15 protein-coding genes are annotated in these 15,117 nt (G+C 62.1%); 1 reads left to right on the top strand and 14 read right to left on the bottom strand.

The features are described from left to right. The 4 genes from RNA01_RS17345 to RNA01_RS23745 form a co-directional block, all read right to left on the bottom strand. On the bottom strand, positions 1 to 374 hold a 374-nt coding region (locus tag RNA01_RS17345; RefSeq protein WP_443092648.1), incomplete at its 3' end, for a hypothetical protein. An 89-nt stretch (positions 375 to 463) separates the two neighbouring features. Then, a complete protein-coding gene (locus tag RNA01_RS17340) occupies positions 464 to 1,069 on the bottom strand; it encodes a DUF1419 domain-containing protein (RefSeq protein ID WP_147181466.1) in 606 nt (201 codons plus the stop codon). A gap of 65 nt (positions 1,070 to 1,134) precedes the next feature. Next, positions 1,135 to 2,172: a DUF3991 and toprim domain-containing protein gene (locus RNA01_RS17335; protein WP_170253518.1), complete on the bottom strand. Its 1,038-nt coding sequence runs from the start codon at positions 2,170 to 2,172 to the stop codon at positions 1,135 to 1,137. Positions 2,173 to 2,352: 180 nt separating this feature from the next. Next, entirely contained in the window at positions 2,353 to 2,529 is a 177-nt protein-coding gene (locus tag RNA01_RS23745) for a hypothetical protein (RefSeq protein ID WP_018326273.1), read from the bottom strand. A gap of 127 nt (positions 2,530 to 2,656) precedes the next feature. On the opposite strand from RNA01_RS23745, the gene RNA01_RS23740 reads away from it, so the two are divergent. Further along, complete coding sequence (locus RNA01_RS23740; RefSeq protein ID WP_170253516.1) at positions 2,657 to 3,007, top strand: hypothetical protein; 351 nt, start codon at positions 2,657 to 2,659, stop codon at positions 3,005 to 3,007. Positions 3,008 to 3,300: 293 nt separating this feature from the next. On the opposite strand, the gene mog is transcribed toward RNA01_RS23740, so the two are convergent. From mog to RNA01_RS17280, 10 genes are all read right to left on the bottom strand, one after another. Next, positions 3,301 to 3,822: a molybdopterin adenylyltransferase gene (mog, locus tag RNA01_RS17325; RefSeq protein ID WP_147181465.1), complete on the bottom strand. Its 522-nt coding sequence runs from the start codon at positions 3,820 to 3,822 to the stop codon at positions 3,301 to 3,303. Positions 3,823 to 3,824: 2 nt separating this feature from the next. Further along, positions 3,825 to 4,862 carry a GTP 3',8-cyclase MoaA gene (gene moaA, locus RNA01_RS17320; protein ID WP_147181464.1) on the bottom strand — a complete coding sequence of 346 codons (1,038 nt, stop codon included), beginning with the start codon at positions 4,860 to 4,862 and terminating at the stop codon, positions 3,825 to 3,827. Further along, entirely contained in the window at positions 4,852 to 5,400 is a 549-nt protein-coding gene (locus RNA01_RS17315; protein WP_147181463.1) for a DUF2478 domain-containing protein, read from the bottom strand. The genes moaA and RNA01_RS17315 overlap by 11 nt, the downstream gene beginning before the upstream one ends. Next, complete coding sequence (locus RNA01_RS17310) at positions 5,397 to 6,686, bottom strand: molybdopterin molybdotransferase MoeA (RefSeq protein ID WP_147181462.1); 1,290 nt, start codon at positions 6,684 to 6,686, stop codon at positions 5,397 to 5,399. The genes RNA01_RS17315 and RNA01_RS17310 overlap by 4 nt, the downstream gene beginning before the upstream one ends. Continuing rightward, positions 6,670 to 7,341, bottom strand: coding sequence for a carbonate dehydratase (can, locus tag RNA01_RS17305; RefSeq protein ID WP_147181461.1), 672 nt, complete (start codon positions 7,339 to 7,341; stop codon positions 6,670 to 6,672). Before can ends, RNA01_RS17310 begins: the two co-directional genes overlap by 17 nt. A gap of 104 nt (positions 7,342 to 7,445) precedes the next feature. Next, a complete protein-coding gene (locus RNA01_RS17300; protein WP_147181460.1) occupies positions 7,446 to 8,363 on the bottom strand; it encodes a peptidylprolyl isomerase in 918 nt (305 codons plus the stop codon). Between the two features lie 4 nt (positions 8,364 to 8,367). After that, entirely contained in the window at positions 8,368 to 9,084 is a 717-nt protein-coding gene (gene narI, locus RNA01_RS17295; RefSeq protein ID WP_147181459.1) for a respiratory nitrate reductase subunit gamma, read from the bottom strand. Between the two features lie 11 nt (positions 9,085 to 9,095). Next, the gene (gene narJ, locus RNA01_RS17290; RefSeq protein WP_147181458.1) at positions 9,096 to 9,809 is read right to left on the bottom strand and encodes a nitrate reductase molybdenum cofactor assembly chaperone; all 714 of its coding nucleotides are present in this window, start codon (positions 9,807 to 9,809) and stop codon (positions 9,096 to 9,098) included. Continuing rightward, a complete protein-coding gene (gene narH, locus RNA01_RS17285; protein ID WP_028738636.1) occupies positions 9,809 to 11,347 on the bottom strand; it encodes a nitrate reductase subunit beta in 1,539 nt (512 codons plus the stop codon). The genes narJ and narH overlap by 1 nt, the downstream gene beginning before the upstream one ends. Then, a complete protein-coding gene (locus RNA01_RS17280; protein ID WP_147181457.1) occupies positions 11,344 to 15,102 on the bottom strand; it encodes a nitrate reductase subunit alpha in 3,759 nt (1,252 codons plus the stop codon). The genes narH and RNA01_RS17280 overlap by 4 nt, the downstream gene beginning before the upstream one ends. Positions 15,103 to 15,117: the final 15 nt, after the last annotated feature.

Genomic DNA, 15,117 nt, shown 5'->3' with positions numbered 1-15,117 from the left:
AACATACCGTTGGCCAGTTCGCTGGCGCCGAAGCCGGTGAAGCGGATCAACTGCGCCTGTTCATTTGCCGTCGCCGGCCGGTCCTGCTTGGCAATGCCGTCGGCGACGAGGATCGCCGCGACATTGGCGCGGGCGCGATCCTTCCAGGAGGCGGCCAGCTTGCGGTCGCCGTCGAGATAGAAGTTTGCCCGAAGCCTCGCGCGCCGGACAGGCGTGGCAGCGACGGGCAGTGCTGGTGCCGGCGGCAGGGGATCCGGATCGTCGTCATTAGCGGCATCAGGCGAGAACCCGCCGAACGCTGTCACGCCAAGCCCGAGGCCGGCGACAAGCACGCCCGAGCCGAACATGTCTGATGTAAATGGATCGTTGCTCATGGGAAAGCTCCTTTAAATGAGGGCGTGCGCCGTCACTCGGCCACCGAGAAGGCCGCTTTCGGCGCGAGATTTGCGAAAGGTGATCTGGCTCAGGCGGCCAGCGATGTGGGGAGGTGGCGTAGATGCACCGGCAGCTTTGCCGCGATCTCGTCGTCAGACAGGGTGTCGAGCAGTTTCAGGAACGTGCCTTCACTGCCAGCGTAAAGCATCACCGTGCGATGGCCCTGCATCGCCGTCGGCCAACGCGCGCCGGCATAGCCTCGATAGTCGTCGGTGGTCGTGCTCCAGATATGCTCAAGCCGTTCTTCGCGGCTCATGGCCCGGACTGGTCGGGTTTCGCGGTCAATGATCGCGGTCCGCATTGCTTCCACAGAGGCCGGATCCGAGAGGTCGCAGTAGGTGTGGAAATAGCGGACTGCTTCGTCGATCCGGATCGCGTAAAACACCGAGGTCACCGAACCGGTCATGAACTCGCGCATCGCAAAGATCGGCCCACGCATCCAGAGCGGCGGCAGAATGTCGAGCATGTAGGAGTAGGAGATCTCGTCGATCTCAAACCATTCGCCGGCATAAACTCCGGACTGGTCACCGTCGAAACGGTTGGGGCGATCACGATGCCGATCGAACAGCCGAAACATGTCGGCGCGCTTGGCCACGCCCTGGAAGATTTTGCGAGGGAAGATTGTCGAGGTCATCAGCTTGGTCCTTTCGGGGTTTAGGACCGAAGGCAGCACAAGTCGTCTCGACCTCGCCATTCTCTTCAGTCCTTCATGACCCCTTCCGCGCTGCCGGCCTCGTGTCCGTCCGGGTCAAGGGCCGGCGCATGCCGGGCGAAGCCTCCCTTGATGCGGCCGGCGCGCATGCGGCAGGCCTCGTTATTCCCTTCGGTCTTCCTTTCCCGTTTTTCCCTCTCCCTGTTTTGGAGAACCTCGTTCCAATCCTCCGCCGGCGGCCGTAGCCTCTGCCAGTCACAGCCGGACGCCTCAGCGAGCGCCCGCAATCGTTCTGCATAGACATCGCCTTGAGGATTGGCATCCGTGGCCGCGACCAGTGTCAGTCCCGGCCGCACAGCAAGTTCGGCAAGCGCCGCATCTGTCGCCGGAGACCACCCACCGCCAGTGCTGAGATAGAGAGTTCGCTCGCGCGGACCTTCGAGTGCGGCAAGGCTCATTGCGTCGATCGCGGCCTCGGTAACGCAGAGACGAAAGGCATCGCTTGGTCCAAAACGGAAGAGAACCTTCGACCCCCCGGTGGCAAAGCCACGCCAGTCCGGACCGCGCTCCTCCCAACCCACAACGCGACCCTCGCCATCAACATGGGCCGCCCACATACTGCCGAAGGGTCCTTCCCGCAGGACACCCTCGCAAATAGCCTGCCGGGCGATGGCCGTCGGGATCCGGCGCGCCCAGCAGAGATAGCGCCAGGCACCGGATCCGGGCGAAGGCGTGGGCCGGCTGCGCCAGCGGTCGCCAATGTCTTTCACTGGCACTGAAGACCGCGAGGACCTCCATTCCGGCCGGGAGAGTTGATACCCGACAATTGACGCGACCGCTTCCGTTGCGGACGGGAATGGAATTCCTTCCAGGAACATGGCAAGGCCGAATACATCGCCTTTCTCGTCGCTGAGCGGATCGAACCAGCCGCGTCCGTCATGCGTTACAATGACGATGTTGCCGCCACACCGGTACTTGACGGCGCGGCGCGAACTTTCTTTGAGATCGATTTCATAACCGGCTCGTTCCAGCACGGCTTCGCAACTCACCTTGGCGCGCAGCGCTTCCAACTCTTCTCTCTTCATTGTTTTCCGATCACTTGTCGATCGTCCTTCTTTTCCAATCCGCATACCTGCGGCCATCCTCGTTTCCGCCGCGAAGAATGGAGGGGGCAAGGGCGCGGCAATCAAGGTGCAGATTTGCACCGGCCGCGGCGGAGCTTCCCTTGCGGCCAACAGGTCGCCAGCGGCAGGGACATGCGGGTCTCAATGAGACCCGCGCGGGAAATATTCATGCACGATCTCAAGATCGTCTTCGTCATCGAGTTCGTCGGACGGAAGGACGCCGAATTCGTCGCCGGATTTGAACAGGGTGACGGGAACCATGAGGATGCGGGAAAGCGAAAATGCGTGGCTTTGGGCGAGTGCAAGATCCTGTGCCATGTGAGAAACCTCCGTCCGGAGCGGGCCGCTCCCGCTCGATGGCTCCTCGAAAGGATCAGGACAGATCGCGATCACCGCGCAGGCGAAGACAAGCGGCGGCAGCTTGCTAGCCGACCCCGATAGTGGGTTGATCGACGGAGATCCGGGCCTGGTCCAGGACGCCATCCATAAAGAGCGGGATTGGTTTGCTTCGGTCGGCGATCGGATATTCGGCACAGATCGTTCACGGAAGACAGCTCAGCATTTGTTGCCGAGCATTTGTTTCATCAGCCATCGATCAGCGGCGACGGGGCTTTTCCTGATCGGACACTACCTTAAGGATATCGAAGTCCATCTCGGCATGCGGTTCTATACGGGCGATTTCACTGGCGACCTTGGCCCAGTGCCAATACTCATGGAAGTCGCCTTCGGAGCGACTGCGGAAAGCGCGTCGTTGCGCCTCATAGTAAGCTCTGACCGGATCTCGACCAACCAATAGCTTGGCATCCGCCTGCCACCTGCGCCGTATCGCCCGGCGGTGTCCGAGCCATCATCAAAGAAACCGGAACATGAGTATTCTCGCTTAACTCGCATGGCGGAAAACTCAGCATTCAATCCAAAGACAAGTTAATATTATCACTTATTTTCATACGCTTAGAGAAAATCGCGTAACCTAATTTATGGAACTTCCGGTGCGGGGGATCGAAAAATCAATATTTGTCGCACTGATTGGAGAGCACCGCTTGGTAACGATTGAGTCAACACCGAACCGCTCGACAAGACCGCAAAGCCCTATCGTGCCGGTCGGTGAGCCTTGATGATATTCGGATCCGTCTCGATCCGACCGGCTCCGATCAAATCGAGGCAGTAGGGCACCGCCGAGAATATGGTGTCGAGGCAGACCCGGATCGAGGCCGGATTGCCCGGTAGGTTGATGATCAGCGAATGTCCTCTTGTCCCGGCCGTCTGGCGCGACAGGATGGCCGTCGGCGTCTGGTCCAGGCTGACGCGGCGCAGCAGCTCGCCGAAGCCCGGTAGCTCCTTGATCAGTACTGCCCGCATGGCTTCCGGCGTTTCGTCCCGTGCTGCCGGGCCCGTGCCTCCGGTCGTCAGGATCAGGTCGAAGCGATGCTGGTCGCAGAGATCGATCAGTTCATCGCGAACGGAGACGAATCCATCCGGGATGATCCGCTTCGTCAGCTTGTAGGGCGACGTGATCGCGCGCGCCAGCCATGTCTCGATCAATGGACCCGATAGATCGTCATATTCTCCGCGGCTGGCGCGATCCGATACGGTAACGATGGCAATCTGCATTTCTAGCCTCCTAGAACAGACATATGGCGCGCGATACCGCTGACGGCCTGACGCGAAATTTCGAACGAATGTCCTTTCGGCTTGCGACCAAGCGCATCCCGGATCAGGCTACCAACGTTTGCCTCCGGATCCTCGCCGCGCAACGCCTGGCGAAGCCCAACCGTGCCCTCGCTCCCCATGCAGGTGAAGAGACCGCCGGTACAGCTTACCCGCACCCGATTGCAGTTTGCACAGAAATCACAAGATAGCGGCGTGATGAAGCCGAGCCGCCCGCCGGTCTCGGCAACGCGAACATAGCGGGCCGGACCTCCGGTCCGGTCATCGATCGGAACAAGCGTCCACCGCCCGGCAAGCGACCGGCGCAGATGATCAAGGGGAAGGAAGCTCTGGCTGCGATCATGCCCCGTCTGCCCAAGCGGCATCTCCTCGATCAACGTGAGGTCCATGCCTCGCCCATGCGCGAAGCCAATGAGATCGTCCACTTCGCTTTCGAAGTCGCCCCGCATGGCAACCGCGTTGAGTTTGACCTTGAGACCGGCGGAAAGCGCCGCGTCGATGCCCTTCAGAACCGAATCCAGCCGGCCCCACCGTGTTATCCGCGCATATCTGCCGGCGTCGAGACTGTCGAGCGAGACGTTCACACGGCGCACACCTGTTGCGAACAGGGCTTCGGAATAACGCGAGAGCAGCGTCCCGTTGGTGGTCAGCGTCACCTCATCGAGCTCGCCGCCGTCGAGATGCGGCGCGAGCAGACTGAACAGCTGAAGGATATTCTTGCGCACCAGCGGCTCTCCGCCGGTCAACCGGATCTTGCGCACGCCCCCACGGATGAAGACTCGAGCCAGCCGGTACAGCTCCTCCAGGGACAGGACATCCTGGCGCGGCAGGAATGTCATGTGTTCGGCCATGCAGTAGGTGCAGCGAAGATCGCAGCGATCCGTCACGGAAAGCCGAAGATAGGTGACCTGCCGGCCGAACTGATCAACCAGGGGAGGCAGCGTTGTTTCCGTGCCGGTCGCGATATGTCGTTCATGCCGCATCGCGAAGTCTCCCGGCCGCCGCAACCGCCCGACGGACCCAGTCGACGACCGGGCCCCGGTCGGGTGGAAGGAGGAGCCCGAGATCTCCCGCAAACCGCTCCCAGGCCTCGACATAGCTTTCCCGCACCGCGATCAGCACCGGAATGTCCCGCGCGCAAGCCTCCTCCATCACAGCACGAAAGCCCTGCCCCTCGGCCTCCCCTTTGCCGAAGCGGTTGAGGATCAAAAGATCCGGATCGTTCTCCAGACCGGACAGGAGGCGCCCAGCCACGTGGGCCAGGGCCTGCGGATCGAGCCGGCAACCGCGCGCACCCGGACCGAGCGCCTGCGATATCTGGTGCCGCTCACCGCTGGCCAGATCCTCCAGCTCAATCCGGCCGCAGCACGCGCCGTCGTCAGTGCGTTCCCACTGAAGGAAGCCGGCGACAACCAGCCCTTCGGCCCGCAACAGCTCGGCCACCGCCTCGAAGATATCGTCGACCGGCCGGTCCTTTTCGACCCGAATGGCGGCCTGGAGCGGTATCGCTAAATCGGTCATATGCTCCTCCATGCGAATTTGCGCCTGCAAAAGGGGAACCAGGAAACGGGCGTACCGCAGGCGCCTTCGGTTGACGACGCATCGAGAACGGCGACGCCGTCGGCCTGGGAAAGCGGCATCAGCGAGGCGGAGCTGCCGTGCCCGAGGCGCTCGACGATCGGGCGGCCGGAAGCATCATGCGCGACGATGCGCACCGGCAGATATTCCGCGCGACCTGCCTTCCGCTTCCAGCCGAAACCGGCCACCGCTTTCTCGACTGACATTTCCGCTCCCGAAAAGCCCAGCATCGCGGCGATCTGCCGGGCGACAAAGAGCTGGAATCCCGTATAGGCCGACAGCGGATTGCCGGGCAGCCCGGTCAGCAAGGCATCGCCGAGTCGACCGAAAAAGACAGGCTTTCCGGGCTTCAGGGCCACCCGGCAGGCTTCCACGGACCCGCCGGCCGCGTAAAGGGCCGGTCGAACGAAGTCCCGGCCTCCAACCGAAGCTGCGCCCGAGGTGAGGATCATGTCATATTGCGTCGCGTTCGCGCGCAGCAGTCCGGTCATGGCGCCGAGATCGTCGGCACAGATACCGAGATCCGTGACCTCCGCACCGAGCCCTTCGCACAATGCAAGCAGCATGGGCCGATTTGTGTCATGGATGCTTGCGCTGCCCTTGCCCCTATCGACGAGTTCATCGCCGGTGGACAGCACTGCGATCCGCGGTCGACGTCTTACCTGGACCGAAGCATGGCCATTGCCCGCGAGAAGCCCGATATGGCGTGCCTCGATTATCGTGCCGCGGCTTGCAAGAAGGGCGCCGGCGCCGATGTCCTCGCCCGCGCGACGTATGTTCTCGCCCATCGCCGGGCGGCTAAAAATCAGGACGTGTTCGCCCTGATCGTCGCAGTTTTCCTGCATCACCACGGCATCACAGATAGCGGGAACCGGCGCGCCGGTGAAGATACGCAAGGCCGCGCCGACAACAGCTCCGGCCAGCCCCAGGGCAGAGCCGGCCGTCATCGTGCCAGCGACCGGCAATCGCCAAGGCCCCGTTCCCGGAATATCCTGAAGTCGCAGTGCGAAGCCGTCCATGGCGGAATTGTCGAAAGCCGGCATGGCCTGTGGCGCGTGCAGATCTGCCGCGAGTATCCGGCCTCGGGCGAACCGGAGGACGACTTCTTGCGCCCCGGTGATCGGCCTTGCCATGCCGACCGCGACTTCGATAGCCCTCTCCACCGACATCAGGTCTGGGCCGGACGGCTGAACGTCACAGTTGCAGGCGGCTCTAGGATTGACAGGCATTGGGCACCTTTCCATCTCGCGCAAAGCCCGGCGCGTTCGCCTCGTCGCATCGAAACGCAGCGACGCTTCTGTCGCAATCGCATTTAAGGTCGCGGAGCAGACCATCCTTCAGACCATAGATCCAGCCGTGGATCGTGAGCGGACGCCCCCGCCTCCAGGCTGATTGCAGGATCGGTGTCTGCGACAGACTGGCCACCTGCGAGGCGACCGTCAGTTCGCAGAGCCGATTCAGCTTCTCTTCCGTCTCGTCAATCCTCGATAGCTCCGCGCAGTTCGCTTCCGCCACGTCGCGGATCGGCTGCAGCCAGTGATCGATGATGCCGTGCCGCTGCCCATCCATGGCGGCGCGGATCCCGCCGCAGCCATAGTGCCCGCAGACGATGATGTGCTTGACCTCGAGGGTCTCCACGGCAAATTCCACCACCGACAGCAGGTTGAGGTCCGCCCGGTGAACGAGGTTGGCGACGTTGCGATGGACGAAGACCTCACCCGGCTCGAGCCCGGTGATGACATTGGCGGGAACTCTGCTGTCGGAACATCCGATCCACAGATAGTCTGGCCGCTGCAATGCCGACAGCCTGTCGAAATAGTGTGGGTCCTCGGCGCATTTCGCCGATGCCCAGCGGACATTGTGTTCGAAGAGATCAGAAAGCATGGGTGTACTCCAGGCCCGACGTCCCTTGCGGGCGGTACGGCAAGGAGAAACAATCGGGACATGCCCGTTTCGCCTTGCCGTTCCTTTCCGTCATCGCCGTTGCGTCACTGCATCAACGGTCCGTCGGCACCGAGCACATCGATCCCGGTGATGGTGGCATCGGCGGCCAGGATGGCGATGAACTGCGATACGGCTTTCGACCAGGTAGAGGCTTCGAGCCAGCCGGCGATCCGGTCCTGCACGAAGTCGAACGGCAGTTGTTCACCATCGATCCGCCGTTCCAGCCGGATGATGTGGAAGCCGAACCGGCTTTCGACCGGTGCGGAGGTAATCTGGCCCTCCTCCATCCGGGCAAGGCAACGCTCGAACTCCGCAACCGTGCTGCCATGGGTCAACTGGCCGAGATTGCCGCCCTGCGTGGCCGAGGGACAGGCCGAATGGGTTCGCGCCATCGTTGCAAACTCGCTCGGGTGCCCGACGAGGACAGCCGCCAGCCGTTCCGCGTCGTTACGGGCCGCATCCCGCGCGCGCTGGTCCGCAGGATCGGCGGCGATCAGGATATGGCTCGCCTCGAAGATCGGCTCGCTGCGGAACTTCGCCCGGTTGTTCTCGTAGAAACGCAGGCACTCCTCCGCCGTGGCCGATGGAATCGTAACCTCTCTCTCGATCAAAATTCGGATGGCTGCGTCCTCGTCGGTTTCATGACGCCCATCCGCCGTTTCCTCTCGCACAGGCGCAAGGTTCAGTTCGACCGCCCGTTGCAGAAGGAGTTCACGCACGACTAGCGCCCTTGCCGCCGCCAGAAGTGCCTCCCCCGGGTTTTCGGCCGGATGGTTCTGCGCCTCGGCGAGGATCTCGCTTTCGGCGATTTCCACGCCGTTGACTGACACAGCGTCGAGTACCGGGCGGGCCTTGGGCGGAATGCGGGTATCCGGTTCCTGGTAGGTCGAATAGCTGTCCTTCTTCCCGGATACTTCGGAAGCGGTCGAACCCTTGTCCGTATTGTTGAAGAGCGTGACCATGGGCTTACTCCGCCGGAGCGCGATTGACGGAACTGCCGTTCCGCTGCCGCACGACCTGATAGCCCGGGCGCCAGAGATAGCGCACCGGCGCGCTCAGCATGTGAACCAGCCGGGTGAACGGGAAGAGCAGGAAGATCGTCAGGCCGAGGAAGAGGTGCAGCTTGAACACCAGCGCCGCGTCGGCGACGTAGGAGGCTGCTTCCGGGTTGAAGGTGAAGATACCCTGGGCCCAGTTCATAAACTTCACCATTTCATGGCCGTCGAGATGGGCAAGCGAGGTCGGGATGGTCGAGAGCCCAAGGAAGAGCTGGACCCAAAGCAGGATGATGATCAGCGTGTCGGTCGTGCTCGACGATGCCCTCACGCGCGGATCGAATAGCCGGCGATGGACGAGAAGCGTCGCGCCGACGATCGCCATGGTACCGGCAATGCCACCGGCAACCACCGCCAGCGTCTGCTTGGCGCTGTGGCTGATGCCGAGGGTGTCGAAGATCACGATCGGCGTCAGCAGGCCGACTAAGTGGCCTGCGAAGATGAACAGCACGCCGAGATGGAAGAGCACCGAGCCCCAGATTAGCTGTCTGCGACGCAAGAGCTGGCTCGACCCCGAGCGCCATGTATAGGGCTCGCGGTCATAGCGGATGATCGAGCCGAGGATCAGCACCACGAGCGCGATGTATGGGTAGATGCCGAATAAGAGTGAATTGAAAAAGTCAGACATGTCCTGCCCTCCTAAACCGGTATCGTGTTCAAGGGATCGTTCGGCTTGCGCGCCGCGGCCCTCATCTGTGTGCGCAGCCGGTCAGGGCCGCAGCTGTTGTCACCCGCATTGCCGCCGAAAGTGACGACCTCGTCCTCCCAGATGCGGTCCATCGCTTCGAGGTCGTTCGGATCGTCCTCGGCGCCGTCCAGGAGCTCCTTCAGGAGCTTCTGGTCCGGCTTGGCTTTCGATATGAGGCCGAGAGCAGCAAAGGCGTTGGAATAGACCGATTCCCGTTTCCGCAGCCGCTCGCCGATCGCCGCCGTGATATGGCCGGTCTGGGCGAGGAGGTCATCGACCTCTTCCGTTGTCAGGGTAGCAAGGAATTCGAGGAACAGCGGCAGATAGTCCGGCAATTCCTTTGCGTCGATTTCGAAGCCCTGGTCCTCGTACATGGTCTTCAGGTCGACCATGGCCTGCCCACGGTCGCGGCTTTCGCCATGCACGTGCTCGAACAAGTTCAGCGAGAGCGACCGGCTACGGTCGAACAGGTACACGTAGCGCTCCTGAGCGTCGTAGAGGTCCTGTCCGGCGAGATCGTCGATCAGGCGGCCAAGCAGCAGCCTGACCTCCCGGGAGATCGCGTCATCGGCGTCAAGCGCCGTCTTGAGCTCCGGCGCCCCCGCGATGAGTTCCTCGGTCGGATAGCTGAGCAACAGCGATATTGCCTTCAGTGCCTTGTGCATCAGACATGCTCCTTGAAGAGATCGGTCGGGGTCTGGACCACCTTGCGGCGCTTGGCACCGAAGAGGTCGCTGTCCGACGTGCCGCCCGAGCAGCCATTGCCGAAGGAGAAGCCACAGGAGCCACGAACGTCATAGGCGTCCTCGGTCACCTCGCGATGCGTGGTCGGAATGACGAAGCGGTCCTCGTAGTTGGCGATCGCCATGATGTGATACATTTCCTCGATCATCTCGGCACTCATGCCAACCTTGGCGGCGATCGACGTGTCGATGACGCCGTCGATGGTCTTCGAGCGCATGTAGGCGCGCATGGCGAGCATGCGCTCCAGTGCCGAGATCACGGGGGCTTCCTTGCCGGCCGTCAGCAGGTTGGCGAGATAGCGAACCGGGATGCGCAGCGACCGCACATCCGGCAGCGGGCCGTCCATGCCGAGTTTGCCCGACTGGGCCGCCGACTGCAGCGGCGAAAGCGGCGGGATGTACCAGACCATCGGCAGCGTGCGGTATTCCGGGTGGAGCGGGAAAGCGATCTTCCAGTCCATCGCCATCTTGTAGACCGGCGACCGTTTCGCCGCTTCCAGCCAGGCATCCGGAATGCCATCCTTGCGCGCCTGCTCGATGACGGCAGGATCGTTGGGATCGAGGAAGATTTTGAGCTGTTCCTCGTATAGGTCCTGCTCATTCGCCGTGGATGCGGCCTCCGAGATCCGGTCGGCATCGTAAAGGATGACGCCGAGATAGCGGATGCGCCCGACGCAGGTTTCCGAGCAAACGGTCGGATGGCCGGCCTCGATGCGAGGATAGCAGAAGATGCACTTCTCGGATTTTCCCGAGCTCCAGTTGTAGTAGATCTTCTTGTAGGGACAGCCGGAGACGCACATGCGCCAGCCCCGGCATTTTTCCTGGTCGATCAGGACGATGCCGTCATCCTCGCGCTTGTAGATCGCCCCCGACGGGCAGGCCGCCGCACAGGTCGGGTTGAGGCAGTGCTCGCACAGCCTCGGCAGGTACATCATGAAGGTGTTCTCGAATTGGCCGTAGATCTCCTTCTGGATGCCCTCGAAATTGTAGTCCTTCGAGCGCTTTTCGAACTCGCCGCCGAGGATCTCCTCCCAGTTCGGACCCCATTCGATCTTTTCCATCCGCTCGCCGGTGATCATCGAGCGAGGCCGTGCCGTCGGCATGGCGCGGCTTTCGCCGGCTGTCTGCAGGTGGCCATAGTCAAAGTCGAAGGGCTCGTAATAGTCGTCGATCTCCGGCAGGTCCGGATTGGCGAAAATCTTGGCGAGGATGCGCCACTTGGCGCCCATCTTCGGCTCGATCTTGCCGTTCGACTTCCTCACCCAGCCGCCGTTCCACTTCTTCTGGTTTTCCCATTCCTTGGGGAAACCGATGCCGGGCTTGGTCTCGACATTGTTGAACCAGGCGTATTCAACGCCTTCGCGGTTGGTCCAGACATTCTTGCAGGTGACCGAGCAGGTATGACACCCGATGCACTTGTCGAGGTTGAGGACCATGCCGATTTGCGCGCGGATCTTCATTCTGCCGGCTCCTTGTTGTATGGGGTGCTTTCGGTGTGCGGCCCTTCCAGCCAGTCCACCTTGTCGAGTTTGCGGACCACGACGAACTCGTCCCGGTTGGAGCCGACCGTGCCGTAGTAGTTGAAACCGTAAGCCTGATGGGCGTAGCCGCCGATCATGTGGGTCGGCTTGGTGATCACCCGCGTGACCGAGTTGTGGATGCCGCCACGCTGGCCGGTGATCGGCGAACCGGGCGTGTTCACGATCTTTTCCTGAGCGTGATACATGAAGATCGTTCCGTCCTTCATGCGCTGGGAAACAACTGCGCGGGCGACGATGGCGCCGTTGGCGTTGTAGACCTCAAGCCAGTCATTGTCGGCAATGCCGGCCTTCTTAGCGTCCGGCTCGGAAATCCACACCACCGGGCCGCCGCGATTGAGCGTCAGCATCATCAAGTTGTCGCTATAGGTGGAGTGGATGCCCCACTTCTGGTGCGGTGTGATAAAATTCAGTATCAGATGCGGTTTGCCGTCCGACTTGGCCTCGATCGCCGGATTGACGGTCTTGGTGTCGATCGGCGGTCGATAGACGCAGAAACCTTCACCGAAGGCCCGCATCCACAGGTGATCCTGATAGAGCTGCTGGCGGCCGGTCAGGGTGCGCCACGGGATCAACTCGTGGACGTTGGTATAGCCGGCATTGTAGCAAACCGTGTCCGATTCAATGCCCGACCAGGTTGGGGAGGAGATGATCTTGCGCGGCTGGGCGACCACGTCGCGGAAGCGGATCTTCTCGTCCTCCTTGGGGATGGCGAGATGGGTGTGGTCGCGACCGGTGAACTTGGAGAGCGCTGCCCAGGCCTTGACCGCCACCTCGCCGTTGGTTTCCGGGGCAAGCGACAGGATGACCTCGGTCGCGTCGATGTCGGTCTCGATCCGCGGCCGGCCCTTGGTGACGCCCTCCTCCTGCACCACGCCGTTCAGGCGGGCGAGCAGGTCGACTTCGTGCTCGGTGTTCCAGGCGATGCCCTTGCCGCCATTGCCGAGCGTGTCGAGCAGCGTGCCGACCGAGGTGAACTTCTTGTAGAGGTTGGGATAGTCGCGCTCGACCACCGCGACCGACGGCATCGTCCGGCCGGGAATGGGCTCGATCTCGCCCTTCTTCCAGTCCTTGACGTCGAACGCTTGGGCGAGTTCTCCGGCCGTGTCGTGCAGCGTCGGCACGAGGACGATGTCCTTCTCCACGCCGAGGACTTCCGGCGCCACTTCGGAGAACGTCTTGGCAATGCCCTTGAAGATATCCCAGTCGCTGCGCGCATCCCAGGCCGGATCCGCCGCACTCGACAGCGGATGGATGAAGGGATGCATGTCGGACGTGTTGAGGTCGTTCTTCTCGTACCAGGTGGCCGTCGGAAGCACGATATCGGAATAGACGCAGGTGGTCGACATGCGGAAGTCGAGCGTGACCAGCAGGTCGAGCTTTCCTTCCGGCGCTTCTTCGTGCCAGACGGCTTCCTTGGTGATCTGGCGACCTTCCTCGCCGAGATCCTTGCCGAGCAAACCGTGCTTGGTGCCGAGCAGGTGCTTGAGGAAGTACTCATGCCCCTTGCCGGACGAGCCGAGCAGGTTGGAACGCCAGACGAACAGGTTGCGCGGCCAGTTGGCCTTGTCGTCGGGGTCCTCGCAGGACATGGACAGCGTGCCGGCCTTCAACTGCTCGGCGACATAGTCCTTGGCCTCCTTGCCTGCTGCGGCTGCATCCCTCGACACCTTCAGCGGATTGGTCTTGAGCTGCGGCGCCGACGGCAACCAGCCCATGCGCTCGGCACGGATGTTGTAGTCAATCAGTGTCGCGTCCCAAGGCCCTTCCGGCGCGGTCGGCGACAGGATCTCGTCCACCTTCAGCGTCTCATAGCGCCACTGGTCGGTATGGGCATAGAAGAATGAGGTGCCGTTCATATGGCGCGGCGGCCGGTGCCAGTCGAGCGCGAAGGCGAGCGCTGTCCAACCCGTCTGCGGGCGGAGCTTCTCCTGCCCCACATAGTGGCTCCAGCCACCTCCGGACTTGCCGACGCAACCGCACATCACCAGCATGTTGATGATGCCGCGATAGTTCATGTCCATGTGGTACCAGTGGTTCAGACCGGCACCAAGGATGACCATGGAACGACCATTGGTCTTTTCGGCATTGCTGGCGAATTCGCGGGCGACTGCGATGATCTGGTCGCGCGGAACGCCGGTGATCTTCTCGGCCCAGGCCGGCGTGTAGGGTAGGTTTTCCTGGTAGGACTTGGCCGAGTTCGGATCGTCGAGCCCGCGATCGAGGCCGTAATTGGCGACGAACAGGTCGAACACGGTGGCGACAAGAGCCTCGCCGTCGGCCAGCTTCACCTTGCGGGCCGGCACCTTGCGCACCAGAACGCTGGCATGATCCGTGCCTTCAAAGTAGTCGTGCTCGCGATTGCCGAAATATGGGAAGCCGACATTGGCGATCGTGTCGTGCTCGCCGTCGAGGATAAAGCTCATGGCGAGATCGACGTCGGCGCCCTTGCCGTCCTTCGCCTCGAGATTCCACTTGCCCTGCTCGCCCCAGCGATAGCCGATCGAACCACCGGGCGAGACGAACTGCTTCGTCTTGGCATCGACGGCGACCGTCTTCCATTCCGGATTGTTCGTCTCGTCGAGCCCGCCGGTGAAGTCCGAGGCGCGGACGAAGCGATCAGCGATGTAATGGCCATCCTTGCCGACCAGTTTGACCAACATCGGCATGTCGGTATAGCGACGACAGTAGTCCTCGAAATAGTCGGCCTGGCGGTCGAGATGGAACTCGCGCAGGATGACGTGGCCCATGGCCATGGCGAGTGCCGCGTCGGTGCCCTGCTTCGGATGCAGCCAGAGATCGGAGAATTTCGCGGCTTCCGAATAATCGGGCGAAATGACGACCGACTTGGCACCCTTGTAACGCGCCTCGGTGTAGAAATGAGCATCGGGCGTGCGGGTCTGCGGAACGTTGGAGCCCCACAGGATCAGGAAGCCGGAATTGTACCAGTCGGCCGATTCCGGAACGTCGGTCTGCTCGCCCCAGGTCATCGGCGAGGCCGGCGGCAGATCGCAGTACCAGTCGTAGAACGACAGACAGACCCCACCGAGCAGCGAGAGGTAACGCGAACCGGCCGCATAGGAGACCATCGACATGGCCGGAATCGGCGAGAAACCGACCACACGGTCCGGGCCATAGGTCTTGACAGTGTAGGCGTTCGCCGCCGCGATGATCTCGTTGACCTCGTCCCAGGTGGCGCGCACGAAGCCGCCGAGGCCGCGCATCTTCATGTAGTCGGCACGTTTTTCCGGGTTCTCCTGGATCGCCGCCCAGGCGCCGACCGGGGTCTTGATCGTGCGTTCCTTGCGCCACAGCTTGAGCAGGCGCGAGCGGATCAGCGGATATTTCACCCGGTTGGCCGAATACATGTACCAGCTATAGCTCGCCCCGCGTGCGCAGCCGCGCGGTTCATGGTTGGGAAGGTCCGGCCGGGTGCGGGGATAGTCGGTCTGTTGGGTTTCCCAGGTGACGATCCCACCCTTGACATAAATTTTCCACGAGCAGGAACCCGTGCAGTTCACGCCGTGCGTCGAGCGCACGATCTTGTCGTGCTGCCAGCGCTTGCGATAGGCGTCTTCCCAGTCCCGGTTCTCAGTCGTGGTGACGCCGTGGCCGTCCGAGAAGGTATCGGCATTCTTGCGCGCCAGGAAGTTCAGGCGATCGAGGAGATGGCTCATGATGTTGTCCTCCGA

Source organism: Paenirhizobium naphthalenivorans (genome assembly GCF_007992095.1).
GTDB lineage: Bacteria > Pseudomonadota > Alphaproteobacteria > Rhizobiales > Rhizobiaceae > Allorhizobium > Allorhizobium naphthalenivorans.
Note: the sequence above shows the minus strand (reverse complement) of the source record. Positions and strands in the feature narration are given on the sequence as shown.

Excerpts from the sequence above, each read along its gene's own strand:
- RNA01_RS17340 (WP_147181466.1), bottom strand. The coding sequence starts at position 1,069 with ATGACCTCGACAATCTTCCCTCGCAAAATCTTCCAGGGCGTGGCCAAG.
- RNA01_RS17335 (WP_170253518.1), bottom strand. The coding sequence starts at position 2,172 with ATGAAGAGAGAAGAGTTGGAAGCGCTGCGCGCCAAGGTGAGTTGCGAA.
- RNA01_RS23745 (WP_018326273.1), bottom strand. The coding sequence starts at position 2,529 with ATGGCACAGGATCTTGCACTCGCCCAAAGCCACGCATTTTCGCTTTCC.
- mog (WP_147181465.1), bottom strand. The coding sequence starts at position 3,822 with ATGCAGATTGCCATCGTTACCGTATCGGATCGCGCCAGCCGCGGAGAA.
- moaA (WP_147181464.1), bottom strand. The coding sequence starts at position 4,862 with ATGCGGCATGAACGACATATCGCGACCGGCACGGAAACAACGCTGCCT.
- RNA01_RS17315 (WP_147181463.1), bottom strand. The coding sequence starts at position 5,400 with ATGACCGATTTAGCGATACCGCTCCAGGCCGCCATTCGGGTCGAAAAG.
- RNA01_RS17310 (WP_147181462.1), bottom strand. The coding sequence starts at position 6,686 with ATGCCTGTCAATCCTAGAGCCGCCTGCAACTGTGACGTTCAGCCGTCC.
- can (WP_147181461.1), bottom strand. The coding sequence starts at position 7,341 with ATGCTTTCTGATCTCTTCGAACACAATGTCCGCTGGGCATCGGCGAAA.
- RNA01_RS17300 (WP_147181460.1), bottom strand. The coding sequence starts at position 8,363 with ATGGTCACGCTCTTCAACAATACGGACAAGGGTTCGACCGCTTCCGAA.
- narI (WP_147181459.1), bottom strand. The coding sequence starts at position 9,084 with ATGTCTGACTTTTTCAATTCACTCTTATTCGGCATCTACCCATACATC.
- narJ (WP_147181458.1), bottom strand. The coding sequence starts at position 9,809 with ATGCACAAGGCACTGAAGGCAATATCGCTGTTGCTCAGCTATCCGACC.
- narH (WP_028738636.1), bottom strand. The coding sequence starts at position 11,347 with ATGAAGATCCGCGCGCAAATCGGCATGGTCCTCAACCTCGACAAGTGC.
- RNA01_RS17280 (WP_147181457.1), bottom strand. The coding sequence starts at position 15,102 with ATGAGCCATCTCCTCGATCGCCTGAACTTCCTGGCGCGCAAGAATGCC.